General features: G+C 59.8%; 25 protein-coding genes. 10 read left to right on the top strand and 15 right to left on the bottom strand.

All coding sequences use genetic code 11. The features are described 5' to 3' along the window. Nucleotides 1-7: 7 nt before the first annotated feature. From tsf to frr, 3 genes are read left to right on the top strand one after another with little or no spacing between them, the layout of a single operon-like run. Entirely contained in the window at nt 8-880 is an 873-nt protein-coding gene (gene tsf / locus NZ960_06985; GenBank protein MCS7177338.1) for a translation elongation factor Ts, read from the top strand. Then, the gene (gene pyrH / locus NZ960_06980) at nt 867-1,601 is read left to right on the top strand and encodes a UMP kinase (GenBank protein ID MCS7177337.1); all 735 of its coding nucleotides are present in this window, start codon (nt 867-869) and stop codon (nt 1,599-1,601) included. The genes tsf and pyrH overlap by 14 nt, the downstream gene beginning before the upstream one ends. Nucleotides 1,602-1,624: 23 nt before the next feature. Continuing rightward, on the top strand, nt 1,625-2,185 hold the full coding sequence (frr, locus tag NZ960_06975) for a ribosome recycling factor (GenBank protein MCS7177336.1): 561 nt from the start codon (nt 1,625-1,627) through the stop codon (nt 2,183-2,185). 5 nt (nt 2,186-2,190) lie between these two features. Here frr and recG read toward each other — a convergent pair whose 3' ends face one another. Continuing rightward, nucleotides 2,191-4,443: an ATP-dependent DNA helicase RecG gene (gene recG / locus NZ960_06970; GenBank protein ID MCS7177335.1), complete on the bottom strand. Its 2,253-nt coding sequence runs from the start codon at nt 4,441-4,443 to the stop codon at nt 2,191-2,193. 98 nt (nt 4,444-4,541) lie between these two features. Here recG and NZ960_06965 point away from each other — a divergent pair, with 98 nt between their 5' ends. Continuing rightward, complete coding sequence (locus tag NZ960_06965) at nt 4,542-4,970, top strand: TM2 domain-containing protein (GenBank protein ID MCS7177334.1); 429 nt, start codon at nt 4,542-4,544, stop codon at nt 4,968-4,970. A 6-nt stretch (nt 4,971-4,976) separates the two neighbouring features. Here NZ960_06965 and NZ960_06960 read toward each other — a convergent pair whose 3' ends face one another. From NZ960_06960 to NZ960_06905, 12 genes are all read right to left on the bottom strand, one after another. After that, entirely contained in the window at nt 4,977-6,653 is a 1,677-nt protein-coding gene (locus tag NZ960_06960) for a tetratricopeptide repeat protein (GenBank protein MCS7177333.1), read from the bottom strand. Nucleotides 6,654-6,657: 4 nt separating this feature from the next. Next, nucleotides 6,658-7,575: a substrate-binding domain-containing protein gene (locus tag NZ960_06955; GenBank protein MCS7177332.1), complete on the bottom strand. Its 918-nt coding sequence runs from the start codon at nt 7,573-7,575 to the stop codon at nt 6,658-6,660. Then, entirely contained in the window at nt 7,556-7,801 is a 246-nt protein-coding gene (locus tag NZ960_06950; protein MCS7177331.1) for a hypothetical protein, read from the bottom strand. Before NZ960_06950 ends, NZ960_06955 begins: the two co-directional genes overlap by 20 nt. 67 nt (nt 7,802-7,868) lie before the next feature. Next, nucleotides 7,869-8,648, bottom strand: coding sequence for a TonB family protein (locus tag NZ960_06945; protein ID MCS7177330.1), 780 nt, complete (start codon nt 8,646-8,648; stop codon nt 7,869-7,871). Then, nucleotides 8,645-9,187 (bottom strand): biopolymer transporter ExbD, encoded by a 543-nt coding sequence (locus tag NZ960_06940; GenBank protein MCS7177329.1) that lies wholly within the window; start codon nt 9,185-9,187, stop codon nt 8,645-8,647. Before NZ960_06940 ends, NZ960_06945 begins: the two co-directional genes overlap by 4 nt. Nucleotides 9,188-9,241: 54 nt before the next feature. After that, nucleotides 9,242-9,775 carry a biopolymer transporter ExbD gene (locus NZ960_06935; protein MCS7177328.1) on the bottom strand — a complete coding sequence of 178 codons (534 nt, stop codon included), beginning with the start codon at nt 9,773-9,775 and terminating at the stop codon, nt 9,242-9,244. A gap of 7 nt (nt 9,776-9,782) precedes the next feature. Further along, on the bottom strand, nt 9,783-10,565 hold the full coding sequence (locus NZ960_06930) for a MotA/TolQ/ExbB proton channel family protein (protein ID MCS7177327.1): 783 nt from the start codon (nt 10,563-10,565) through the stop codon (nt 9,783-9,785). A gap of 75 nt (nt 10,566-10,640) precedes the next feature. Beyond that, nucleotides 10,641-11,597, bottom strand: coding sequence for a malate dehydrogenase (gene mdh, locus NZ960_06925; protein MCS7177326.1), 957 nt, complete (start codon nt 11,595-11,597; stop codon nt 10,641-10,643). Further along, nucleotides 11,594-11,884 (bottom strand): 50S ribosomal protein L27, encoded by a 291-nt coding sequence (gene rpmA, locus NZ960_06920; GenBank protein ID MCS7177325.1) that lies wholly within the window; start codon nt 11,882-11,884, stop codon nt 11,594-11,596. Before rpmA ends, mdh begins: the two co-directional genes overlap by 4 nt. Before the next feature lie 4 nt (nt 11,885-11,888). Beyond that, entirely contained in the window at nt 11,889-12,218 is a 330-nt protein-coding gene (gene rplU, locus NZ960_06915) for a 50S ribosomal protein L21 (protein ID MCS7177324.1), read from the bottom strand. A 50-nt stretch (nt 12,219-12,268) separates the two neighbouring features. After that, nucleotides 12,269-13,357: an Mrp/NBP35 family ATP-binding protein gene (locus tag NZ960_06910; protein ID MCS7177323.1), complete on the bottom strand. Its 1,089-nt coding sequence runs from the start codon at nt 13,355-13,357 to the stop codon at nt 12,269-12,271. Between the two features lie 58 nt (nt 13,358-13,415). Beyond that, entirely contained in the window at nt 13,416-13,694 is a 279-nt protein-coding gene (locus tag NZ960_06905) for a hypothetical protein (GenBank protein MCS7177322.1), read from the bottom strand. A 46-nt stretch (nt 13,695-13,740) separates the two neighbouring features. Here NZ960_06905 and NZ960_06900 point away from each other — a divergent pair, with 46 nt between their 5' ends. Both NZ960_06900 and radC read left to right on the top strand, forming a co-directional pair. Further along, nucleotides 13,741-14,073 (top strand): divalent-cation tolerance protein CutA, encoded by a 333-nt coding sequence (locus tag NZ960_06900; GenBank protein ID MCS7177321.1) that lies wholly within the window; start codon nt 13,741-13,743, stop codon nt 14,071-14,073. A gap of 36 nt (nt 14,074-14,109) precedes the next feature. Next, a complete protein-coding gene (gene radC / locus NZ960_06895; GenBank protein ID MCS7177320.1) occupies nt 14,110-14,769 on the top strand; it encodes a DNA repair protein RadC in 660 nt (219 codons plus the stop codon). Between the two features lie 3 nt (nt 14,770-14,772). Here the strand turns inward: radC and NZ960_06890 are convergent, their stop codons facing one another. Beyond that, nucleotides 14,773-15,543 (bottom strand): SDR family NAD(P)-dependent oxidoreductase, encoded by a 771-nt coding sequence (locus tag NZ960_06890; GenBank protein MCS7177319.1) that lies wholly within the window; start codon nt 15,541-15,543, stop codon nt 14,773-14,775. A 50-nt stretch (nt 15,544-15,593) separates the two neighbouring features. Here NZ960_06890 and NZ960_06885 point away from each other — a divergent pair, with 50 nt between their 5' ends. After that, nucleotides 15,594-16,958 carry an insulinase family protein gene (locus NZ960_06885; GenBank protein ID MCS7177318.1) on the top strand — a complete coding sequence of 455 codons (1,365 nt, stop codon included), beginning with the start codon at nt 15,594-15,596 and terminating at the stop codon, nt 16,956-16,958. Here NZ960_06885 and NZ960_06880 read toward each other — a convergent pair. Beyond that, nucleotides 16,955-17,896, bottom strand: a complete 942-nt coding sequence (locus NZ960_06880; GenBank protein ID MCS7177317.1) for a histone deacetylase — start codon at nt 17,894-17,896, stop codon at nt 16,955-16,957. The two genes, NZ960_06885 and NZ960_06880, sit on opposite strands and share 4 nt — an antisense overlap. 42 nt (nt 17,897-17,938) lie before the next feature. On the opposite strand from NZ960_06880, the gene NZ960_06875 reads away from it, so the two are divergent. The 3 genes from NZ960_06875 to NZ960_06865 all read left to right on the top strand — a co-directional run. Further along, on the top strand, nt 17,939-19,084 hold the full coding sequence (locus NZ960_06875; GenBank protein ID MCS7177316.1) for a glycosyltransferase family 9 protein: 1,146 nt from the start codon (nt 17,939-17,941) through the stop codon (nt 19,082-19,084). 39 nt (nt 19,085-19,123) lie between these two features. Beyond that, nucleotides 19,124-21,601 carry a DNA gyrase subunit A gene (gene gyrA, locus NZ960_06870; protein MCS7177315.1) on the top strand — a complete coding sequence of 826 codons (2,478 nt, stop codon included), beginning with the start codon at nt 19,124-19,126 and terminating at the stop codon, nt 21,599-21,601. An 85-nt stretch (nt 21,602-21,686) separates the two neighbouring features. After that, nucleotides 21,687-23,908: hypothetical protein (locus NZ960_06865; GenBank protein ID MCS7177314.1), on the top strand; the 2,222-nt coding region annotated here is incomplete at its 3' end.

The following is a 23,908-nucleotide window of genomic DNA, read 5'->3' as shown; positions in this document are numbered from 1 at the left end:
AGAGCCAATGCCCGCGATTACGCCACAGCTCATCAAGGAACTGCGCGACAAGACAGGAGCCGGCTTTGCAGACTGTAAGAGTGCGCTCGAAGCTGCCCAGGGAGACCTCCAGGCAGCTATTGAACACCTACGGCAGCGGGGAGCAGTGCTGGCTGCTAAGAGGGCAGACCGAGTGGCACGCGAAGGGGTCGTACTGGCTGCAACGGCTCCAGACAGGAAGATTGCGGTGATCCTAGAGCTTAACTGCGAGACGGACTTCGTCGCTCGGAACGAAGAATTCCAGAGCTTTGCGCGGCAGATCCTGCAGACACTGCTGGAGCAGCAGCCTGCTTCGGAAGAAGAGCTCTGGAGTGCTGACATTGGCGGCAAAACGTTGGGGAATCTCCGCGACGAGATGGCCGCCAAGATCGGGGAAAAGCTCCAGCTACGGCGCTACGAACTGCTGCGGACGGACGGCTCTTTCGCAGCCTACATCCATGCCGGGAGTCGCTTGGCGAGTGTTGTGGAGGTCTCCGTTTCAGAGCCACCAGAGGAGCTTGAGCCGGTACTACGGGATTTGGCAATGCAGGTGGCTGCGATGCAGCCGGAGTATGTTCGGCGTGAAGACGTACCAGCGGAGGTTTACGAGCGGGAGGTAGAGCTCCATCGCCAGCAAGCACTCAGTGAGGGGAAGCCAGCTGAGATTGCCGAGCGGATAGCACGCGGCCGTGCAGAGAAGTTCTTTCAGGAACACTGCCTGCTGGAGCAGGCCTACATTCGGGATCCCAACCGGACGGTGGCTGATGTACTAGCAGAGGCCAGCCGTCAGCTTGGAGCCCCAGTGGTCGTGCATCGCTTCTGGCGATATGCCCTAGGGGAAATGGAGCATGGAGGACTCTAACGTCCCACGCTACCGGCGCGTGCTCCTCAAGCTTTCGGGGGAGGCCCTCATGGGGGAGCAGCGCTATGGGATAGACCCAGAGGCATTAGCACAGTTGGCGGAGGAGATTGTCAGCGTCTACCGTCTAGGGGTGCAGATCGCCATCGTCATTGGTGGGGGGAACATCTTCCGAGGCATCCAGGCTACCGCCCATGGGGTCGACAAGGTGGTGGGTGACTACATGGGGATGTTGGCAACGGTCATCAACGGTCTGGCGCTCCAGAGCGCCATAGAGGCTCGGGGTGTCCCAACACGGCTACAGACTGCCATCTCCATGGCGCAGATTGCAGAGCCCTTCATCCGACGGCGGGCCATTCGGCATCTCGAGAAGGGGCGTATCGTCATCTTCGCTGCAGGGACAGGGAACCCTTACTTCACAACGGACACTGCCGCTGCTCTTCGGGCAGCGGAGATCGGGGCAGAGGTCATTTTGAAGGGGACGCGCGTGGACGGTGTGTACGATGCCGACCCGGAAAAGGTCGTCACGGCTCGCCGTTACGACCGAATTAGCTCCCGCGAGGTGCTGGAGAAGGGGCTCCGTGTTATGGACCTAACGGCCATCACGCTCTGCCAAGAGAACCGGCTCCCCATCTTGGTGTTCAACGTCAACCAGAGGGGGAACCTGCTGCGCATCATGCGAGGGGAGCCGGTGGCGACAGTTGTCCATCATGACGAGGGGTAGGTCGGACTCTCCGTCGGTGTGCAATGCCGATACCGGATGTCCTGCAGCGTGCACGCGAGCATATGACGAAGACCGTGGAGCACTTCCAGCACCAGTTGGCACGTCTCCGGACCGGCCGGGCAACGCCAGCATTGATTGAGCACATCAGAGTAGACTACTATGGTGTCCCCACGCCACTGACGCAGGTTGGGACCATTTCGGTCCCGGAGCCGAGAATGCTGGTCATTCAACCGTGGGATCGCTCCTTGCTGAACGCCATAGAGAAGGCCATCCTGCAGTCCGACATCGGAGTTACCCCCACGAACGATGGTTCGGTCATCCGCATTGTCCTGCCGCCACTCAGTGAGGAGCGGCGTCGAGAGCTCGTCAAAGTATGCAAGAAGTACGCGGAGGAGGCCCGCATTGCGCTGCGGAACATTCGGCGGGACTACATGGAGGAACTGCGTCGCATAGAGAAGGAAGAGCGCCTCTCGGAGGATGAGCGGCGCCGAGGCGAGCAAGAGCTGCAGAAGCTGATGGACAAGTTCACCGAAGAGATCGAGCGCATTTTAGAGCGCAAGGAGAAGGAGATCCTGGAGGAGTGAGCTCCTCAAGCCACATCCAGTAGGCGGGCAGCTTCCCCGTAGCGCTCCGCTAGGGCAGAGCGGAGGGGGAGGTGCTCAGGGTGACGGAGGCCCGGATCGCGCTGGAGGAGCTCGGAGGCTGCACGGCGAGCTTCGGTGATGATAGGGCCGTCCGTGACTAAATCCGTGTGTTGGAACTCTGGGAGTCCCGCTTGACGGGTTCCGAGCAGATCACCAGGGCCGCGGAGCTTAAGATCTACTTCAGCGATCTGGAAGCCATCGGTGGTCCGTTCCATCGTGCGGAGCCGAATGATGGCGGCGAGGCGCTCGGTGGGTTCGTGGTCAGTGCGATGCCAGTGGTAGCGGAAGTGGTCACGGGTTGCCAGGAAGCAGTACGATTGCTCGTCCCCTCTTCCAACACGGCCGCGGAGCTGGTGGAGTTGTGCCAATCCAAAGCGCTCAGCGTTCTGAACGAGCATCACGGTAGCGTTCGGGACGTCAATCCCCACTTCAATGACTGTGGTGGCGACCAGGACTTGGTAGGCTCCTGCCGCAAAGGCTCGCATGACGTCTTCCTTCTCGTACCAGAAGAGCTGCCCGTGGAGGAGTCCGCACCGAAACTCAGGGAAGACCTCGTGCTGGAGATACTCGTAGTGTTCGGTTGCGGCCTTGAGCTGGAGCTTCTCCGAAGGCTCGATGAGGGGATAGACAATGTAGGCCTGGCGTCCCGCGCGCAGTTGCTGTCGGATGAAGTCGTAGACCTGCGGTAGCTGGCTCTCGAAGACTACTTTTGTAATGACTGGCTTGCGCCCAGGCGGAAGCTCGTCTAGGATGGAGACATCCAGGTCACCGTAAAGGGTCATCGAGAGCGTCCTTGGGATGGGAGTGGCCGACATCACGAGCACGTGAGGTGCAACGCCTTCGGTGCCGAGGGAGGAGCGGCTGAGCTCTCGTAGCCGTGCGCGTTGTAGGACCCCAAAGCGGTGCTGCTCGTCGATGACGATGAGTCCGGCGCGATGGTAGGTCACGGAGCTTTCAAAGAGAGCGTGGGTGCCAACGACGATGTGGGCTTCGCCTGTGGCAATCTGTTCCAGTACATCGCGCCGGAGCCGTTGGTTCTGCCCGCCGACGAGTTGAACGACCTTGATGTCCGAGCCTTCGAGCCAGCGGCGGATCGTGTGATAGTGCTGCTCGGCTAAGATCTCCGTCGGGGCCATGAGGATTGCCTGGTATCCGTTGTCCACGGCGACGAGCATCGTCAGCAGCGCGACGATAGTCTTCCCCGAGCCTACGTCCCCTTGGAGGAGTCGGTTCATCGGACGTCCGCTCGAGAGGTCGGCGGCGATTTCCCAGAGGACGCGGCGCTGTGCAGAGGTGAGCTTGAATGGGAGCCGGTCCAGGAGCCAGCGGGCGTGCACGCTCTTGGGGTTCATCACAAGGCCTTGCTCTCGATGGAGGCCGCGCCGACGGAGCGCCAGCAGGAGCTGCAGGAGGAACATCTCCTCAAACTTCATCCGTCGTCGGGCGCGCTGGAGCTCGGCTGCCGAAGCTGGGAAATGCAGTTGGCGGAGCGCCTCCAACAAGGGCGGGAGATCGTATGCGCGGCGGAGCCACTCGGGTAAGACCTCCTGCAGGTTCGGGGCTACCAGCTCCAACGCTGCTTCCACGAGCGCCCGGAGTCGAGACTGCGTGAGCCCTGCGCGTCGAAGCGCCTGCGTGAGGCGGTATTTGGGGAGGATACGCCCGAGGTTGTAGAGCTCCTCCTCGTCAGGCTCTATCGGCTCCAGCTCGGGGTGGTGGAAGGTCACGATCCCACGGCGGTCTATCGTAGGGCGTCCCGAGAGCACATAGTGGCGACCGGGCTGCACGAGCTGCTGGTAGTACTCCAGCCGGTTCCAGAAGATGACGGCGCCTGTGGTGCGACTGCTATCGCTGATGGTAGCGAGGAGCATCTTCCGGGTACCGCGGTACGTGTACTCGCGAAGGCTCTCAACGCGGACCAGAAGGGTCACTTCGGTGTAGAAGAGGAGCCGCTCGTCGGCAATTGAGGGAAGCTGCTCTTCGAAGAGGCGCTCCTGCTTCTGGAGGCTTAAGGCCAGCGAGCGGAGCGTCGTGGTCATCGTGCGGTCTACGTAAGCTCTCGGCAGGAAGAATACGAGGTCGCGCAAGCTGCGGACTCCAACAGTGGCGAGGGCAGCAGCCCGCTGCGGACCAACGCCTTTCAAGTACTGCAGCTCACCGTCGGTAGCTCGCGCCATGTTGTCGTCGGTAGCTGTCATGTTCCTCAAGCCCGCAGGTGCCGAGGAAAGAGACGTCCGCGAGTCTCTCAGCGGTGCATGGCTCAGGCATGCTTGCACTATATTTTTGCGGCGCTGGTATGAGGGGCCGAGAGATGGCAGAAGGGAATGGGGCGCCGATGCCCCAGCCACAAGGTTCGTATATAGGTCCACAGCCGAAGCAGCGAAGGAGGAGGCGTTGGCTGTTGCTGCCATTCTCCGTTGCTGAGGAGCTACCCCTAGGAGTCCAGTACGCTCTGGCTGAGCTGCCGGCGGAGGCCCAGGAGGTGTTCATGGAGGAGTACCGGCGGCGTGCTCGCTCAGTGGGCAAGGCTTGCTTAGCGTGGTTGGTGGCGTGCCATTACATCTACTTGCGGCGCTGGAGGTTGCAGATCCTCTTTTGGGCAACGTGGGCAGGAGCTGGGGTATGGTGGATTATCGACGCCTTCCGTATCCCGCGGCTGGTGGAGGAGCACAACCGCAATGCAGCGATGAATGCCCTGCGGGCAGTCCGCCTCATGGGATGGTAGAGGAGGCTAGGGGCAGTTCAAGAGCTTGAGGTTCTGCTGTGCCGTGGTTTCTGCCGGATTGCGCCGGAGAGCCTCTCGGTAAGCGCGGCAAGCGTTCGTGGCGTCGTTGAGCCCATGGTACGCCAAGCCCAGGAAGACCCAAGCCTTTGCAGAGAAGGGAGCTAGCCGAGTAGCTTCACGGGCAAGGCGCTGGAGGCGTGAGAAGTCTTTCGCTTCTAGCCAAGGAGCACAGAGCGAGGCGACGATGTCGTCAGCGCTCTGTTGGTCGTTGTGCTGCTGCGCATAACGGAGTGCACGCCATGTAGCCGCCTCGGCCTCGGAGTAGCGTCGCAAGGCCATGAGAGAGGCCACCAGGAGCCGATGAGTAAAGAGATTCGTGGAGTCCAGTCGTAGGCTCTCCGTCAGCGCTGGCAGAGCTGAATCGGGCTGGTTCGCTGCTAGGAAGGCAGTGCCAATGAGCGCGTAGACCCGAGGATTGAGAGTGTCAGGGCAGTGTTGGAGGCGTTGGCGGAAGATGGCGATTGCGTCGGCATACTGGCGGCGTCCGTAGAGGAGTGTGCCGAGCCGGAAGCTGAGAGCACACCGCTGAGGCTCGCGCTCTAGCGAGCCTCGGAAGTATTCGATGGCGGCTGCGGTGTCGCCAGTGAAGAGAGCGCTCACGCCGGCCCGTTCCCAGTCTGCAGCGTCTGCTGGCGCGGAGGGACTACGCAGGAGCTCGTCGTAGGCTCGGCGGGCCTCACTGTAGCGGTCCATTTCGAAAAAGCAGCGAGCTCTCAGCAGGAGTGCTCGGGGACGGGCAGTATCTAACTCTTGCGCTACGCGTTCCAGGTGAGGGAGGGCGCTGTCGCAGCAGCGGAGTTCTACCAGTGCCTGTGCCAAGAGCCATCGCCCGAGACTACCTGAGGGACGCAGTTGGACATAGCGGCTGAGGGCTTCGGCAGCACTCCTGTACTGGCGTGCGAAGAAGAACAGGCGGCCCTTCTCGTAGAAGGCACGAGCGTTCGTGGAGTCCTGCCGCGTCACAATGTCCCAGTTTAGGAGCGAGCGTCGGTAGTACTCGTTTGCTAACTCGCGGTCGTGTTCCCGTTGGGCCATGCGGAAGTAGACCTCGGCCAAGCGAATGCGAGCCTGGCTTTGGAGGGAGTCTATTTGCAGCGCTTGCTCGTAGTTCTGGCGTGCCAGCTCGTAGACTCGTTGGCGGTAGTAGAGGTCGCCAATGAAGGTGTAGAGGCGGGCGTCGGCACCAGCGAATTCGCGGGCTTGGAGCGCGACCTGTTCTGCCTTCTGAAGGGAATCTGCCTGCAGCAGGGCTCGTGCTAAGGCAAGTGCAATCTCTATGTCGCGTGGGTGCTGTTCCCGAGCTTTGCGGAGCAGAGGGATGGCCTCTGTGGGCTTCCCGAGTGCCGTTAGCGCAGAGCCGATGCGCGACACGACAGCAGGCTTTGCTGTTGCTTTCGGGATACGGTTGTAGAGCGAAAGAGCAGAGTCTGGGCGCTCCAGCTCCATCCAGATATCGCCGGCTAACAGGAGTGCGGCCTCATCCCCTCGGGAGACCAAGGGATGGAGGAGCTGGAGAGCTTCTTCCGGCTTGCCTTGGCGGAGTAATGTCCGGGCCTGTTCCAGTTGTGCTGTCACAGAAGCGGCGCAGCTAAGGAGAAGAGCCACAATCCACAGCACTCGCATGCCACTACTCCTCTGGAACCAGACGAATCCGAGCGAACGCAGGGACAATCCCACGCTGGAGGAAGTGACGTTGCACTTCGGCATCTGTGCCTAGGAACGTAGCTACTGTCCACGCCAGGTTCCGTAGGTCGTCTCGGAGATATGCGTAGATGGGGACCACGTAGGGGTACTTGCGCAGCAGGACGTACGACTGGTGGACGGGCTTCGGAGAGACGTACGCCCCGGCGCTGTCGACGAAGCCCAACTCTATTGCGCGAACACTGGTGAGATGAGCGGTCTGCGAAAGGTATCCTACCCCAATGCTCCATGGCACCGTTGCCACGTACGCCAGGACGGAGTCTGCTGTTGGCAGCAGCCGAAGGCGTCGCCGGGGATGGGTTCCGCCAAGAACCTGCTGGACCAGTTGGGCGTAGACGGACGAGGCCGTAGAGGGGCATACCAGCTCTGGCTCGCGCGGCCAATCTCGGAAATAGTCTCGAAACCCCTTTTCCGCCAGCAGAATGGCTCGAAGCTGGGCAACGTTGAGGGTGTCGAGGGGAACACTAGGATGGGCCAAGAAGACTAGGGCGTCCTCTGCGAGCTTGACCCGATGATGGGCCGGGACTCCATAGAGGCGCATCAGTGAGTCCTCGTCCGGTAGGTAATCGCGAGCTACCACGATGAGGCGGGCTGTTCGAGCCAGGAGCTGACGCATCGCTTCGCGAGCGCTCACGACGCGCAGCTGGACCTTAGCGTCGGGATAGAGACTGTCGAAGCGCTGGAGCGGGGCTTGGAGGAGTGGAGCAATGGCGTCATCACAGAGGAGTTCCACGCTCCCCCGTGTCGGGCTTTCCTCGTCCTGTGCCGGAGCGGGGCGTTGTGGGGTGCATGCACAGAGGATGATAGCAGCACAGAGCCATGTCCTATACGCGGCGGTCATCATTCTCCCGCTCCCACTGGCGAACTCGCCAACGGTACGAGGCCAGCCGGTAGACTCCGAAGAGAGCCATTACAACCCCGAACACCTGGATGAAAGGCTCGCTCTCCGGTGGTACTGGAACTCCACCGAAGGCAAGGAAGAGTCCGGCTACAATTAGCAAAGCTCGGGCGGCATAGTTGGCCGCGTGCCACCATTGGAGTGACTTCTGCGGTGGAGGCGAAGCGTTCACGCTCTCACCATTGGCCTACGGCACATGTAGTCCACGGCCCGCTCGCTACCCATGCCAGGTACATGGCTCAGCGCAGCCGGAAGTCGATGGGGATGCTGACCCAAACAGCAATCGGCTGGCCATTTTGAATAGCTGGGGTGAACGTCATGCTCATCACGGCCTTCACAGCAGCTTCAGTGAGGAGCTCGTTATCCGAGTGCTCTACGATGTAGCGCTTCGGCTTTCCGTCGGCTCCGACGAGGACCCGCACGTAAACCTTCCCTTGGATGCCGGCCCGGCGGGCAAGCTCAGGGTACTCCAAACGGCGTCGCAGTTCGTTGGGATCCAACGAGGGTTCACGCTCGACAGCAATGAACTCGTAGGGATCAGGCTCCTTCGGGACTTCCACTTGCGTGTTTTCCGGGATGACCTGAACCGTACCAGTTCCAGTCCCGGCTCCACCGAGATTATCAGCTGGGGAGCGCTTCAGCTCTTCTAATGTCGCGAAGCTCTGGACCTCTGGCGGAACGAGCACGTCTGGCACTGGGATCGGCACCCCGACACGCACCGCTGGTTGCTCAGCAGCGGCTACCTGTGTAGGGGGAGCCAGCTCTTGTGTCAGCGATGGAGGCGGGGGCAGTTCTGAGAGCCGAATCTTGACGACGGGAGCAGTGCGGGCTATCTGCGTCGTGCTTGGCAGTAGGATCTGGAGGGCAAGGTAGAGGAGCAGTAGTAGCGCAAACAGGCTAAGGGCGATACCAAAACCTACAAAGGTGTTTCGCCGGATCCAGCGGAGGAATTCCTGCGGCCAGAGGCGAATGCTCCAACCTTGACGAGAAGGGAGGATGACATCAGCCTGCGACATCATAGCTGCGCGATCTCTTGTTCATCCTGCTCGGTCATAGGAGCAATCGCAAAGCGCCGCTCGCGCCGGAGCCCTTCGCGAGAGAGCTGCTCAGCAATCTGAACCTCGGCTCGGTTGAGAGCGTCCAGTACCGTGATGACTACTCCATACGGCACGTTCGGCGACGCTTTCAAGACCGTGATGAGACGATTCTTCAGGCGGACGTTCTCTCGGACAGCCAGGGACTCTAGATCCTTCAGCGCGATTGGCTGAGGCGCTTCGTTACCGAGATTGTAGAAGACTTTGCCGTCAGCTCGGATACGGAGTGTGAGGAGCTCAGATTCTCGGACCTCCACCTGGGTGCGTTCTGGTGGGATGGTCATCTCCATGACTTGGGGGGTGATGAGGGTGGTGGTCAGCATGAAGAAGGTCAGCAGCAAGAACGCAATGTCCACTAGCGGCGTCATATCCAATCGGTATCGGAGGCGGCGCGTCTTCTTGCGGTGTCTGGTCCCACCGCGACGCTCGCGCTTCGCTTCTCCACCGAAGTCTGCAACGCCCATCCCCTACTCCTCAATCGTGCCAGGGTTTAGTGACGCTAACAGCGTGCCTTTTGTTTACATGGGTGGCTGTTCAGGAGGGCGACGGTCTGTGACGAAGTTGAAGACCGTTGCGCGGTTCTGCCGAAGGACTTCCATAAGGTCCTCCACCCACTTGTAGCGCACCCGACGGTCGGCATCGACTGCAAAGCGTGTCGTCGGTCGTACAATCCGAGTCCGCCGAATCAGTTCGTTGAGCTCTTCCAGATTCGCTTTGACCTGTCGAATGCGCTGTCCTTCAGAGGCTTGCCGGTAGGCCTCCAGGCCGCCGATCACTTGGAACCAGTCGGCCTCGTTGGTCATTTCGTAGTAGTACGAGGTATCTCCGGTGACGGTGTCGATTCCGATCTTGACGATGGCCAGATCTTTGTCTGGGAGGCGTGAGGTATCTGCTGTGGCTTGCGGGCGAACAATGGTGAAGCGCTGTTGCGCTTCGGCTTCGGACTTGAACTTGGCCGTTAGCATGAAGAACGTGAGCAGTAGGAATGTGATGTCGACCAGGGGGGTCATGTCCAGCACGAACCCAACCCGATGTTTCTTCAGCTTCGGCATGGTGTGGTCACTGCTTCAGTTGCAGTGTCAGCGTCTCCATCATGCTCAACGTCGCCTCATCAATCGTGTACACGAAGTTGTCCACCTTCGTGGTAAAGAAGTTGTAGGCGACAATGGAGATGATAGCTGCGGCCAAGCCTCCGGCAGTATTGTAGAGGGCTTCGGCAATACCAATGGAGAGCTGCTGGGCTGAAACTGCGCCGGTTAGACCTAATGCCATGAAGGCACGAATCATGCCGATCGTGGTCCCCAGCAGTCCTACGAGTGTTGAGATAGAGGCTATCGTGGAGAGGATGACCAGATTCTTCTCCAGGAGCGGTGTCTCCAAGTTCATCGCTTCATCAATTGCCCGCTGGACCTCGGCGAGCTTCCGCTCGGCATCTAAGTTAGAGTTCTGCGCTACTTGCTTGTAGCGCTGGAGACCTGCGCGGAGTACGTTCCCCAAGCTCCCTCCTTGTTCGTCGCAGAGCTGAATAGCCTCGTCAATTTTGCCCTCTTCCAGGAGTCTCTGGAAGTCGCGTAGGAACTCCGCCGGTGGCCGCTTGCCCCGAGCTTTGGCGATCGAGAAACGGCGCTCAAACACGAAAGTGATGGAGATGAGAGAGAGCGCTATCAGGACCGCTACCAAGGGACCGCCGGTGTAAACAGTCCCCAGAACGTTGCCCGGGATTGGCTCCTGGCGCCGTTCTCCGTCCTTGAAGTTGGCAGGGTTTCCCATGACGAAGTAGTAGAATGCGAACGAGATCAACAGTGCTAGCGTGATGACGACAACGTTGAAGAGGTTCTTCATTGGAGCACTCCCAACCACGCTGATAAGACTGCGTACACCATGCAAAAATACAGTGTCCTTCCAGGCTCTTCCGGCTTATGCAGTCGCTGTCAGGGATTGCTGATGGAGGAGCTCTTCTAGGCGCTGGATCGTTCGACGGACATCAGCAGCTGAGCGATGAAGTGCCTCTAGCTCGGTGTCACTCAGCTCTATCGTGACGATTTCCTCAACGCCAGCCCGCCCCAACTTGACTGGAACACCACAGACGACGTCGGAGAGTCCGTACTCGCCCTGCAGAGCAACGGCGCACGGGAGGATGCGCTTGCGGTCGTGGACTACGGCGTCTATCATCTCTACCACCGCCGCAGCCGGTGCGTAGTAGGCACTGCCTGTCTTCAGGTAGGCAACGATTTCTGCTCCCCCGTCGCGGGTTCGTTGGACGAGTGCTTCGATCCGCTCTGGTGGGAGGAGTTCTGTGATCGGGATTCCAGCAACTGTGGTGTATCGCACCAGCGGTACCATGCTGTCTCCGTGTCCGCCTAAGACGAAGGCAGAAACGTCCTGCACAGAGACCCCTAGCTCCATGGCAATGAAGGTGCGGAAGCGGGCTGTATCTAGCACTCCTGCCATTCCGATCACGCGCGTCCGAGGTAGCCCCGTGACCTTGAGCGTCAGGTAGGTCATGACATCGAGGGGGTTGGAGACGACGATGTAGAAAGCGTTTGGGGAGTAGGCATACGCCTGTTCGGCGCAGGACTTGACGATACCGGCATTCGTTGTCAGCAAGTCGTCCCGACTCATACCAGGTTTGCGCGGGACCCCAGCGGTGATGACGACGATGTCGGAGTTGGCGGTCTCTTCGTAAGAATTGGTCCCCACTATACGGCAATCGCGACCCAAGATCGGGAGTGATTCGTAGATGTCCAGTGCCTTCCCCTGAGGGATACCCTCAACGATGTCTACCAAGACCAGCTCGCGGGCTATCCCCATGATAGCGGCTATGTGGGCAGTCGTCGCCCCAACGTTCCCTGCCCCAATGATCGTCAGCTTCATTCGGCAGCCTCCATGGGTTGTGCCTCAGCTGTAGTAACGGGGCAGACGGAGACCTTGAGTCGCTGGCGGTCCTTGCGCTCAAAGCGGACGACTCCGTCGATGAGAGCGTAGAGCGTATAGTCCCGGCCCATTCCGACGTTCTGTCCGGGATGGAACTTCGTGCCTCGCTGGCGCACAAGGATATTGCCAGCACGGACGAACTGACCGCCGAAGCGCTTCACTCCGAGGTACTTTGGATTGGAATCTCGGCCATTGCGGGTTGAACCACCTGCTTTCTTGTGTGCCATGGTGCTATCCTGCTGTGGGACGTTCGTGTAGCTCGATGCCAACGATGCGAATTCGGGTGTAGGACTGTCGGTGCCCTTTGAGGCGTTTGTAGCCCTTTCGACGCTTCTTCTTGAAGACGAGCACCTTTCGGCCTTTGCCGTGCTCCAAGACTTCTGCGCGGACAATGCCCTCTATGTATGGGGTGCCTACGTGAACTCCTGAGGCGTCCTCGATGAGTAGGATGCGGTCAAAGTCCACCGTAGTGCCTACTTCTACGTGGAGGCGAGGGACGACGAGGATCTCGCCAACTCGTACTGGGAACTGCTGTGCTGCAATTTCGACGATAGCCTGCATAGGGATTGCGGCAAGGTCCAACCTACGGAGTGCGCAAAATTACGGCCCATCTATACTTCGATTTCCACAGGCGGTATTTGGTTTCGGTAATGCTGCTGGCGGATTTCCCGGACAAGAGCTTGGGTGAGCTGCTGGAACAGCTCTCGAATGCCGGAACCCGCTGGATGCACTACGGCAGGGATACCCTCATCGCAGGAACGCTGCAGAATGGGGTCCAGCGGGAGCTGTACTAGCAGTGGGACTCCGACTTCTGCAGCCAAGCGTTCTCCACCACCTTCTCCGAAGATGGATTCGCGATGCCCGCAGTTTGGGCACGTGAAGTAGCTCATGTTCTCCACCAGCCCAAGGACTGGAACGTTGACTCGACGGAACATCGCAACACTGCGCCGAACATCGGCCAACGAGAGCTCTTGGGGTGTTGTGACAACGACTGCTCCAGTCAGTGGTACCTTCTGGGCTAAGGTGAGCTGAATGTCACCCGTGCCGGGCGGCAGGTCGAAGACCAGGAAGTCGAGCTCACCCCATTCCATCTGCTCTACCAGGGTCGTGAAGTAGCCGGCCAAAAGGGGACCGCGGAGGATGGCAGCTTGGTCGCGTTGCATGACGAATCCCATAGAGGCGATGCGGACGCCGTAGCGCTCGTGCGGGATACCAATGACGCGGCCTCTGTCATCCTTGCGGGCACGGAGTGGCATGCCCTGCAATCCGAACAGTGTCGGTGCACTGGGTCCGTAGATATCGGCGTCTAAGAATCCTACGCTGGCGCCAGCTTGGGCTAGGGCGACAGCGAGATTGGCTGCAATCGTGGATTTCCCAACGCCGCCTTTGCCGGAGGCGACCGCAAGGCAATGTTTGACGTCCCGTAGGGCTGCTGGTCGGGCGTGCAGAGGCGGCTCTTTCTCCCGGACGAAAATGCGGACCTCTGCTCCCGGAAAGAGCTCTGCAGCGGCTGCCCGGCATGCAGCGTCGAGCTGTCGTGCAATCCAGTGCAGCGGCGGGATGAGCTCTAGGTAGAGCAACACTGCGTTCTCTTCCAGCCGTACCTCGTAGATGGCGTTGAGTTCCCCGAGCGGGACGCCGATATCGGGGTCATGAAGTTCAGCGATGCGACGTCGCAGCTCCTCAAGGCGAGAGTCCATGGGTGGATCTGTGTTCGTGGTAACACCGACATCAGACGTGGGGTAGGGGGCATTGGTGTCAGGTGTGCTGACGGACGAACAGATGGATGAAGAGGAAGATTTCTGCCGGAAGTAGCAGCAAGAGTCCAATCGCATCTCGACTCAGCCACGGGGTGAGCATCGGTGAAGGGAAGAGCAGGCGAACGACCGCACCGCTGAGGCTCCAGCCAAGGAGGAACATGAAGCCGACGAAGAGGGCCGCCAAGAGGCCTTCTGTGAGGCCACGCTGCTGCCATCGCTTCGTGAAGGCGTAGAGTGCGGCTACGACGTGGAGGTACAGTACGAGCAGCTCTACCATTTTCTCTAAATTGCGCTTCGGTCCGACACACCGGGATGGCGAAATTATGCGCGATGCCCAGGAGTTCCGAGTCGCGTTGATTACAACACCATCGCTGGACAATGCGCGGCAGTTGGCTCACACCTTGGTCAGCGAGCATCTTGCAGCTTGCTGCAACGTCATCCCCACCGTCTACTCTTACTTCAGCTGGAAGGACGCGCTCCACGAGGCTCAAGAGGCGCTCATCGTGGTGAAGACCCGTCAAGACCGCTTAGAGGCTCTCCAGCGGCGGGTTGAGGAGCTCCATCCATACGATGTTCCTGAAATCATCGTGCTGCCGCTGGAAAAGTCAGCAGAGCCATACCTGCAATGGCTTCACGAAGTGCTCAAACCCGAGTAGAGGGGCGGCCGCTCTACCGCGCGATCCGAGAATGGCGTGAAGACGAACGTCCCCGCGAGCGTCTGCTCCGTCCGGTACGGGGCAAGTGTACTAGCCGATGCAGAGCTGTTAGCGATCCTCATTGGCTCAGGGACGCAGGGCTTTTCGGCGCTGGATGTTGCCCGAGCACTGCTCCAGCGCTTCGGGAGCTTGACAGAGTTGGCTGCGCGCGATGTCAGCGAGCTACGCGCGATTCGCGGCATGGGGATGGTCCGTGCCGTGACTTTGGCGGCGGCCTTCGAGTTAGCACGGCGCCTGCAGGCTGAGCCTTTCACTAGCCGCAAGATTATTCGCTCACCGGCGGATGTAGCGCAGATGTTCATCCCGCGGTTGCGGGGGGCACGGACCGAGTCGTTCCGGGTACTCCTCCTCAATGCCGCTAACCAGATGGTCCGAGAAGTCGTCGTGAGCGAGGGGACGCTGACGGCGAGTCTGGTACATCCCCGCGAGGTCTTTCGGTTAGCCATTACGGAGAGTGCCGCGGCAGTCATCCTCCTCCACAATCACCCCTCGGGTAACACTGAGCCCTCTTCAGAGGATATCGCGCTGACGCGCCAGCTCGTCCAAGCTGGCTCTATCGTGGGGATCCCTGTGCTGGACCACGTCATCATCGCCGGCGAGACATACGTGAGCCTCCGTGAGCGAGGGGTGTTCTGAAGGTCAAGCGCCCTGTCGGTGGACGAGCCACGTATTCGCCTGCGCGGTGGGTAGGATGAGGATGTCTGCGATGACGACGTGCGGGGGGCGGGTGGCACAGAAGAGCACGACTTCAGCAACATCCTCAGCCCTCAGCGGCTGCAGGCCTTCGTAGACTTTCCGTGCCCGCTCGAGGTCTCCTCGGAAGCGTACGATGGAGAACTCCGTCTCCACCAAGCCAGGGTCTATGTTGACCACTCGGATGTTTGTGCCGTTGAGGTCAACCCGCATAGCCTCAGAGAGGGCACGCACGGCATGCTTGGTGGCGCAGTAGACGTTGCCATTTGGGTAGACTTCGCGACCGGCGATGGAGGCGATGTTGATGATCATCCCCTCGCGCCGGGCGACCATGCCAGGGAGGACTTCTCGGGTGACGGTGAGAAGGCCTTTCAGGTTCGTGTCGACCATCTCGTCCCAATCCTCGTAGGAGCCTTCGTGGATGGGGGCTAAGCCACGTGCCAGCCCAGCGTTGTTGATGAGGATGTCGATCGTTGCCCATTCACGAGGTAAGGCCGCGAGTGTAGCGCGGACAGCCGCTCGGTCACGGACGTCGCAGATGAGGAGCTGAATGTCGCTGCCGAAACGCTGACGGAGTGTCTCAGCCAAGCTCTCCAGCCGTTCCCTACGGCGCGCCAGCAGTAAGAGGCGTGCTCCAGCCTCTGCGAACTTCTCTGCGCAGGCGGCTCCGATGCCGCTGGAAGCCCCAGTGATGAGCACTGTCTTGCCCTGCAGCATCGTCTGTGGGACTTCGTTGGACAGACGCGTCCACGTGACGAATACCAGCAATGGACTCGCGTAAGGCTCCTCCGCTCCGACGGGAGCTTCCAAGTCCCTCGTTCCCATCCCTCCAAGAGCTGCCAGCGCCAGCAGGATGGCGCTGCTACGTGCTGCACGATGATTCGACCGACATCGTAGCATGCCAGTTGCTCTTCCCAGTTGGAAGCGTTCACGCCCGACGGCCCGGCTTAGCGCATCTGACTCTGCGAAGCCTGCTCCGTGGTACTCAGCGTCTGCCTGCCGAGGTCTTCCACGAGCAGCTTGAGGCACTCGGGGCCAGCGTGGGGATCAATGTTGGGCTGGAGTGGAGTAGTCTCAGCTGCACCTGTCTCCGCTCCATCTGGCCGAGGGTGTCGGAGCTTGTGGAACAGATGCTCGTAGAGCCTGCACTGAGCCCGGAGGAGATACTGCGAGAGCGCCAGCGGCAGATCGCTGCTCTGCTTGAATGGTGCCAGGACCCGGAGGCGCTGGCGCAGTACGCACTGTTTCGGCTTTGGGCTCCACGGCATCCATACAGTGTGCCGACTCTCGGACTGCTTCCTGCGCTTCAGCAACTCACCCCAGAAAGGGTGCGAGAATGGTTCGCGACAGTATTCCAGCGGGCAACCCCTCGGCTCCTTCTCTTAGGCGGAGCGGTAACGGAGGAGGAAGCCGTTCGCTGGTTGGAACGATTGAGTGGTGCTCTCCCGCTCGGTAACTGCGCTCCAGATTCAGTGCCATCTCCACAGTGGCGGGGTGGGGTCGTTGGAGTCATTGACAAAGAAGCTGCCGTTCAAGGAGCACTGGTACTTGGACTCCCAGCGCCGCAACTGACGGCGCCCGACTACGTCGCTGCGTATGCAGTGACGATGGCTCTTGGAGGGCACTTCCTCTCGCGCCTCAACCGCCGGCTGCGGGAGCGCGACGGACTGACATATGGAGTCTCGGCTTCGCTCCACTCGTTCCGGCAATGTGGGCTGGCGGTCATCGAAGGAGCTTTTGCGCTGGAGCAGATCGGGCGGGCATGTGGGCGTATCAGGGAGGAACTCGACCAGCTTCAGCATGCACCCATACCGCTGGGCGAGCTGCAGCGAGTGGTTCGTGTCGTCTATGGTGCGGTCCTGCGGCAGCTCGCCACCCTCCACGGAGCGCTTGGGCTTTACGCTAAGTTTCTCGTCCAAGGCCTCTCTCCAAGCTTTCCGCAGGAGTTCCTCGAACGGCTTCGCTCTCTACAGCCAGAGGAGCTCCTACCGGTGCAGCGGCAGTACTTCAACCCACGGCATGCCATCATTGCGGCCTCGGGCAGGAGTGAGCAGCTTGCGAAGCAGCTTGCGGATTTCGGTGAGGTCCATTTCGTCCTCTCGGCGTGCGCAGAGCGGGAGGCAGTAGCTTAAGGAGCTGCCAGCATCTCTTCGATGCAAGCAGCAACACTGCGAGCCAGGGCCCCCAGGGCATAGCCTCCTTCTAAGACTGCCACGTAGCGCCCGAGGGCGTATTCGGACGCCCATTGAAGGGTCTGGCGGCACATCCATCGGAAGCTCTCCTCTGTGAGGCGTTGCGATGCCAAGGGGTCATCTCGATGGGCGTCGAAGCCGGCGGAGATCAAGAGCAGTTCTGGCTGGAAGGCAGTGACGGCTGGGGCAACATGTGTCTGAAAGGCATTGCGATACTCCTCGTCGCCGCTTCCGGGTGGGAGTGGAATGTTGAGCGTATACCCTTCGCCGGCACCACGTCCTCGCTCTTCGGCGCGCCCTGTGCCAGGATAGAGCGGGTGCTGGTGGAGGCTGATGTAGTACACTGTCGGGTCCTCCTCGAAGACGTGCTGTGTCCCGTTGCCGTGGTGGACATCCCAATCCAAGATGAGCACGCGACGGACACCGTAGCGAACTTGAGCATACCGAGCGGCAATCGCGACGTTGTTGAAGATGCAGAAGCCCATCGCTACATTCCGCTCAGCGTGGTGCCCTGGGGGACGGACAGCGCAGAATGCATTGCGACAGCGTCCGGTGAAAACCGCGTCAATGGCCTCTAGGACCCCACCGACGGCGAGGCAAGCGGTTTCATAAGAGTAGGGGGAGAGTGCCGTATCGGGGTCCAGCCACACAATCCCTTGACATGGCACACTCCGTTGTATGAATCGGACGTACTCCCGCGGGTGGACGAGGCAGAGCTCTTCTTCCATTGCTCTACGCGGCTGTAAGTGGCATAAGCGGGACCAGAGCGAGCGCTGCTGCAGTTCCTGCCAAATGGCTCGAAGCCGCTCCGGCCGTTCTGGATGTCCGGCACCGGTGTCGTGTGCCAAATAGCGCTCATCGGTCACAAAGCCTGTCATGGAAAGCACGGGACAGTTGTTGTACGTCTGTATGCCTGCCCTATGACGAAGGGACCGCTGACGATGCGTATGCTCGTGTTTGCCCTCTCCGGCATTGGCGATGCACTCATGTTCACCCCGGCGCTGAGGCTATTTCGGCAGCACTTTTTGGAGGCAGAGGTGGATGTCGTGGCGATGTTCACTGGGGTACGAGAGCTCTATGAGCGCAACCCCGATACCAACCGGGTCTACTTCTGGGACTTCTTGCAGGAGCCCCTCTGGCGGTCGCTTGGCTTCCTCCGGAAGCTGCGGCAGCAGCGCTACGACATCGCCCTCTCGGTGTATCCTTCCAACCGCTGGGAGTACAACTTGCTGACGTGGCTGACGGGAGCTCCAATCCGGGTCGGGCACACGTACAACCACCAGAATTTCCGTCAGCTCAACTGGCTGAAGAACCGGACCGTCCGGGAGGATGATCGTCTCCACAACGTCGAGGAGAACGTTCGTTTGGTCCAGCTCCTTGGGGTGCCGATTCCGCCGGAATTGCCCTCTCTGCAGCTATTCTTCTGGGAACAAGACCTCCGGGCAGCGGAGGAGTGGCTTCAGCGGGAAGGTATCCCTGAGGCGGCATACTGCGTCGGCTTCCATGCAGGATCAGCAGTGTTCAAGAACCATGTCCGGCGCCGGTGGGCGCCAGAGCGGTTTGCGGCACTGGCTACACGGCTGATTCGGGAGTGGGATGCATGGGTACTGCTGTTCGGTGCAGGTGATGAGGTGCAGCTCAACGAGTACATTCGGGCCTACGTTGAGGTGCCAGACCGGTGTCGGGTAGTGCGCTCCCCTTCATTGATGGTCTCCGCTGCCATCATGCGGCGCTGTCGGATGTTCGTGAGCAATGACTCGGCACTCATGCATGTTGCTGCAGCCCTACGACTCCCCACAGTGGCCATCTTCGCGTACACGAATCCCGCCTATGTTCGGCCGTGGAAGACGCAGCATATCCTCGTACGTCGCGACCTACCCTGTAGCCCGTGCTTCTACTACTCGCCGCGGCCAGCTCAATGCCACTGGAAGGGGGAGGAAGCCTTCAAGTGCATTCGGGAGATCACGGTCCAGGAGGTCTGGTCAGCGTGTCAGGAACTGCGGTCTAGCACAGAGACGGTCAGCAGTGTCGGCAGTTTCACGGAACTCCGTGGAGGGGCAGCGTAATTTTGCACACGGTTTCGGTACTACCCGACGACTATGAGCATGAACCTACCCGAGCGTGAGCGCATCATCCCCGTGCTAGTGGAGGACGAGGTGCGGGATGCATATCTGGACTACGCGATGTCGGTTATTGTCTCCCGCGCCTTGCCCGATGTGCGCGATGGCCTCAAGCCTGTCCAGCGCCGCATCCTCTACGCGATGCTGGAGTTGGGACTCCTGCCGAACCGACCTTACAAGAAGTCGGCTCGAATCGTGGGGGAAGTGTTAGGCAAGTACCACCCCCATGGCGACGCTCCGGTCTACGAAGCGATGGTGCGGATGGCGCAGCCTTGGAGTATGCGCTATCCACTGGTAGATGGCCAAGGGAACTTTGGCTCGATTGACGGAGATAGTCCCGCAGCGATGCGCTATACCGAGGCGCGGCTTGCTCCTCTGGCGCTGGAAGCACTGCGGGACATTGAGAAGAACACCGTGGACTTCCGCCCGAACTTCGACGAGACCCTCCAAGAACCTGTCGTCCTGCCGACAGTAGCGCCTCTTCTTCTCCTCAACGGCGCTAGTGGAATTGCCGTTGGGATGGCGACGAGCATCCCACCGCATAACCTCAACGAGGTCGTTGCTGCCCTCTTGGCGCTTCTGGAAAACCCAGAGCTTGGCGATGATGAGCTGATGCAGTACATCATCGCCCCGGACTTTCCGACGGGGGGCATCATCTACGGCTACGACGGCGTCCGCGAGGCATATCGGACTGGCAAAGGCAGGATTACCGTCCGTGGTCGAGCAACTATTGAGACACTGCGGAACGGCCGAGAGGCGATCGTCATCACCGAGCTACCCTTCCAAGTCAGCAAGGCAGCCCTCCTGGAGCGGATCGCCCATCTGGTGCGCACAAAGGTCATCGACGGCATTGCCGACATCCGAGATGAGTCGGACCGGGAGGGGATGCGGATTGTCATCGAGGTACGCCGTGATGCCGTGCCGATGGTCGTGCTCAACAACCTCTACAAGCACACGCCGCTGCAGAGCACCTTCTCCATCATCATGTTGGCACTCGTCGGAGGCCGTCCACGAGTGCTGACGCTGCGGGAGCTCCTCCAACACTTCCTGCTCCACCGCCATGAGGTCGTACAACGCCGGAGCCGCTTCGAGCTACAGGGAGCAGAACGCCGTGCCCACATCGTGGAGGGGCTACTGGCAGCGCTCGACCAGTTAGACGCCGTCATCGAGACTATCCGCTCTTCGCCTGATCCGCCGACAGCATCCCAGCAACTCCAGGAACGTTTTGGGCTCACGGCCGAGCAGGCGCGGGCTATCCTCGACATGCGCCTCCAGCGCCTGACGGGGTTGGAGCGCTCAGCTCTCCAGGAGGAGTATCGCGAGCTACTGCAGACGATTGAGCGATTGCGCTCTATTCTGGCTAGCGAAGAGCTGCAGCGGCAGGTGATTGCAGAGGAGCTTCGTGAGCTAGTCCGTCGTTACGGCGATGAACGGCGCACACGTATCGTGTACGAAGCCCGGGAGTTTACCGCCGAGGATATCATCGCTGATGAAGAGGTGATTGTCACCATCACTCATCAGGGCTTCATCAAGCGGACTCCTGCGGATGCTTACCGCCGGCAGGCAAAAGGGGGACGGGGGCTGAGTGGTGCTGCTCCGCAGGAGGACGACTTCGTAGAGCACGTGCTCTACGCAACGGCCCATGCCGACGTGCTCTTCTTCACCAATCGCGGTCGCTGCTACCGGGTTAAGGTTTACGATCTCCCCGAAGGTGGTCGTACGGCGCGCGGGCGCTCGCTGGCAAACCTGATTGCGAAGAGTGCTGATGAGCGGGTGACGGCTTACGTCGTCGTCCGACGCTGGGATGTGGCTGACTACATCTTCATGGTGACCCGCCGAGGAGTCGTCAAGCGGATTGCCGTAGAAGAGCTGCGCCACGTCCGTGCCTCTGGCATCTTCGTCCTCTCGCTTACTCCTGGAGATGAGCTTGTGTCGGCACACCTGACGGATGGGAGCTACCACGTTGTCATTGCGACGGCCAATGGGTTAGCCTGCCGCTTCCAGGAAGAGGAGGTGCGTCCGATGGGGAGAACAGCGGTGGGTGTCCGGGGGGTCACATTGGACCCAGATGATTACGTCGTCGGGGCGGCAGTCGTTGCAACGACGGAACAGCATCTCCTCATCGTCGGCCAGCAGGGCTACGGGAAACGGACTCCAGTAGGCGACTTTCGACTCACCCGGCGCGGGGCGAAGGGCGTCATCTGTATGAACGTGACTCCGAAGACGGGTAAAGTCGTTGCGATCCGAGCTGTTCGCGACGAAGATGATATCGTAGTGATGACAGCGCGAGGGGTTCTCATCCGGCAGCCAGTCCGTGGCATCCCTGTTTTGGGACGGAACACCCAGGGTGTCCGACTCATCCGACTGGAGCCAGGCGATACTATCGCTGATGTCGCCGTCGTCCCTCACGAGGAAGAAGTGCCAACAAACGGGTGTTTGCAAATCAAGCAAAGTGACCTATAGCTGGGGGATCAGGGAAGACGTTTTTGCTATATTTGCAGCCAGCTCTCTATTCGACAACCAGTCCAACAATCTGATGCAAGTACCGATGACAACGCATTCCCACTACGGTATTGCAGTTGCCGCTGCTATGCTGTTCGCTGCCGGGTCCTTCGCCCAGACCTTTTACGATGTCACCGGCGGGCCTGGTAGTACGCAAGGGTGGTATCAGTACGACTACGCCAACCCCTACCACGACTACTGGTGGACTGGTCGGAGCCAGTACTTGATTCGTGCCTCTGAGATGCAGGCTGCTGGCATGCCAGGTGGGCAAATTGTCGCGCTGGGAGTACAGGTAGGAGCATACCATGCCGGCATAGCCCCACCGCCCCGGCGCTATCGGATTTGGATCAAACAGACGACAGCAACTGCTATAACGACAACGGACAATGACCGGAGCACCTTTACACTCGTCTACGACGTGGACAATTTTGTTCCTCAGCAGAATGCATGGAACATCCACACCTTCAGCACCCCCTTCCTCTGGGATGGGCAGTCCAATCTGCTCATCGAGATTTGCAGTTACCGGACGGGTTGGACGTATAACTTCCCCCAATACTGGGGTACGACTGTGCCGAATGTGCTGTATCCGCATGCGTATTACATTAGCGACGGTCAAGACTACTGCGTCAACCTCTTCTCTGGATGGGCAAGCTATACATGGCGGCCTGTCTTCCGGTTCGGGGTACTGAGCGGTATCATTGAATCCTTCCCAGACGATGTTGACCCACGCCGCATTCTGCGAGCCGGTGAAGTCTACGCGGGGCAGAACCCACAGCGCCCAAAGCCATCTCTGACGTACCGTGCGGTGGGCAGCATTGCCCTGACCTATCGGATCGTTGGGCCGCTGCCATCTCAGAACTCAGTCTACATTGCGACCGAAGGGGGGAACCCAAATGATACGATCATCAATCTGAGCCACCCCACCAGTGGGACGTACACGTACACAATGGGTAGTGCGAAAGGCCCATATGCGGGGAGTGGAGGTGCGTTGGATCTCACGAATGCCGTCGGCGGTACATACCGCCTAATTGCTAGCTACAGCATGCCAGGATATACCCAGGAGTGGGTCAAAGACTTCATCGTCGCCTTCCCGAACGATTTAGCGGTAGTCGAGATCTTGGATCCGCAGAGCAACGCTCCCCCGCGGCGGATGAAGTATCCGATGGGCATTTCTATCCCCGTTTCTGCTCGTTTTCAAAACGTTGGGCTCAACACCATTACAGCGTTCCGTGCAGTAGCGCAAATCTGGCGCCTGCCAGACAATACCCGGATCTATGCAGACACGGTAGAGTGGACAGGTACGTTGCCGAGTGCAGAGAGAGTGACAATTAACTTTGCTCGCTTCACACAGACGACGCAGCCAGGTCTCTACCGGCTCCGAGTCTGCGGTACCTTACTGGGTGTCAACGATGACCAACCCGGCAACAACTGCTTACCAACTACCGGAGACTACATCTTTGAGGTTGCCTACGATTTTGAGGTAGAGGCAACGCGGGTAGTCTATCCTACCTCTGCGACCGTCCTCTATGCAGGTCGCCCCTTCACGCCGATTGGAGCCTTTACCAACAATGGAGTCGGAGACGTAACGAATGTCCAAGTCCGGATGGTCATCACACGCCTCTCACCGCTGCCTGTTCAGGATGTCTATGTAGCAGATACAGTCGTGCCAGATTTGCCGATCGGCAGCACAATCCCGATGAACTTCCGGTACTTCGTCCCACCACAGCAGGGGACCTATCGGGCATGCATCTATGTTACCGACACTCGTGACCAGCTAACGACGAACAATGTCTCGTGCACTGAGTTCAATGTGCAAGGCCCCTTATCGGGGACGTACACCATCGGAACACTCTTCGCTGGCAGTCCCCGAAACTTCAACACGATTGCGGAGGCCGTTGATGCGCTCTACACCCGCGGGGTAGGGGGTCCTGTCGTCTTCGAGTTGACAGATGCCATCTACGAGGTGGGTGATATTAACTCTGGACAGCCAGCAATAGACCTCAGTGGGCGTATCATTGGCGTCAATGCCCAGAATACGGTGACTTTCCGTGCCTATGGGCAGCGGGCACTGCAGCGTGGTAGTGTCACTATTCGGCTCAAAAGTGCTTCCGGAGTTGGGGTGTACATGGCACAATCTACGACCCCCTCTAACTTCAATGCCGTCTACTATGTGACTCGGGACCCGAAGGATGCCAACTTTTCTGGGTACATCATTTTTGACGGTGGTTCGCAGAAGTCGTTGAAGTTTGAGTTAGAGGCGCCGGTGAC

Source organism: Candidatus Kapaibacterium sp., from assembly GCA_025059875.1.
Taxonomy (GTDB): domain Bacteria; phylum Bacteroidota; class Ignavibacteria; order Kapaibacteriales; family HRBIN21; genus HRBIN21.
The sequence above is the reverse complement of the archived record's forward strand: the minus strand, read 5'-3'. Positions and strand labels throughout refer to the sequence as shown.

Excerpts from the sequence above, each read along its gene's own strand:
- tsf (MCS7177338.1), top strand. The coding sequence starts at position 8 with ATGCCCGCGATTACGCCACAGCTCATCAAGGAACTGCGCGACAAGACA.
- pyrH (MCS7177337.1), top strand. The coding sequence starts at position 867 with ATGGAGGACTCTAACGTCCCACGCTACCGGCGCGTGCTCCTCAAGCTT.
- frr (MCS7177336.1), top strand. The coding sequence starts at position 1,625 with ATGCCGATACCGGATGTCCTGCAGCGTGCACGCGAGCATATGACGAAG.
- recG (MCS7177335.1), bottom strand. The coding sequence starts at position 4,443 with ATGACAGCTACCGACGACAACATGGCGCGAGCTACCGACGGTGAGCTG.
- NZ960_06965 (MCS7177334.1), top strand. The coding sequence starts at position 4,542 with ATGAGGGGCCGAGAGATGGCAGAAGGGAATGGGGCGCCGATGCCCCAG.
- NZ960_06960 (MCS7177333.1), bottom strand. The coding sequence starts at position 6,653 with ATGCGAGTGCTGTGGATTGTGGCTCTTCTCCTTAGCTGCGCCGCTTCT.
- NZ960_06955 (MCS7177332.1), bottom strand. The coding sequence starts at position 7,575 with ATGATGACCGCCGCGTATAGGACATGGCTCTGTGCTGCTATCATCCTC.
- NZ960_06945 (MCS7177330.1), bottom strand. The coding sequence starts at position 8,648 with ATGATGTCGCAGGCTGATGTCATCCTCCCTTCTCGTCAAGGTTGGAGC.
- NZ960_06940 (MCS7177329.1), bottom strand. The coding sequence starts at position 9,187 with ATGGGCGTTGCAGACTTCGGTGGAGAAGCGAAGCGCGAGCGTCGCGGT.
- NZ960_06935 (MCS7177328.1), bottom strand. The coding sequence starts at position 9,775 with ATGCCGAAGCTGAAGAAACATCGGGTTGGGTTCGTGCTGGACATGACC.
- NZ960_06930 (MCS7177327.1), bottom strand. The coding sequence starts at position 10,565 with ATGAAGAACCTCTTCAACGTTGTCGTCATCACGCTAGCACTGTTGATC.
- mdh (MCS7177326.1), bottom strand. The coding sequence starts at position 11,597 with ATGAAGCTGACGATCATTGGGGCAGGGAACGTTGGGGCGACGACTGCC.
- rpmA (MCS7177325.1), bottom strand. The coding sequence starts at position 11,884 with ATGGCACACAAGAAAGCAGGTGGTTCAACCCGCAATGGCCGAGATTCC.
- rplU (MCS7177324.1), bottom strand. The coding sequence starts at position 12,218 with ATGCAGGCTATCGTCGAAATTGCAGCACAGCAGTTCCCAGTACGAGTT.
- NZ960_06910 (MCS7177323.1), bottom strand. The coding sequence starts at position 13,357 with ATGGACTCTCGCCTTGAGGAGCTGCGACGTCGCATCGCTGAACTTCAT.
- NZ960_06905 (MCS7177322.1), bottom strand. The coding sequence starts at position 13,694 with ATGGTAGAGCTGCTCGTACTGTACCTCCACGTCGTAGCCGCACTCTAC.
- NZ960_06900 (MCS7177321.1), top strand. The coding sequence starts at position 13,741 with ATGCGCGATGCCCAGGAGTTCCGAGTCGCGTTGATTACAACACCATCG.
- NZ960_06890 (MCS7177319.1), bottom strand. The coding sequence starts at position 15,543 with ATGCTGCAGGGCAAGACAGTGCTCATCACTGGGGCTTCCAGCGGCATC.
- NZ960_06885 (MCS7177318.1), top strand. The coding sequence starts at position 15,594 with ATGGACTCGCGTAAGGCTCCTCCGCTCCGACGGGAGCTTCCAAGTCCC.
- NZ960_06880 (MCS7177317.1), bottom strand. The coding sequence starts at position 17,896 with ATGACAGGCTTTGTGACCGATGAGCGCTATTTGGCACACGACACCGGT.
- NZ960_06875 (MCS7177316.1), top strand. The coding sequence starts at position 17,939 with ATGACGAAGGGACCGCTGACGATGCGTATGCTCGTGTTTGCCCTCTCC.
- gyrA (MCS7177315.1), top strand. The coding sequence starts at position 19,124 with ATGAACCTACCCGAGCGTGAGCGCATCATCCCCGTGCTAGTGGAGGAC.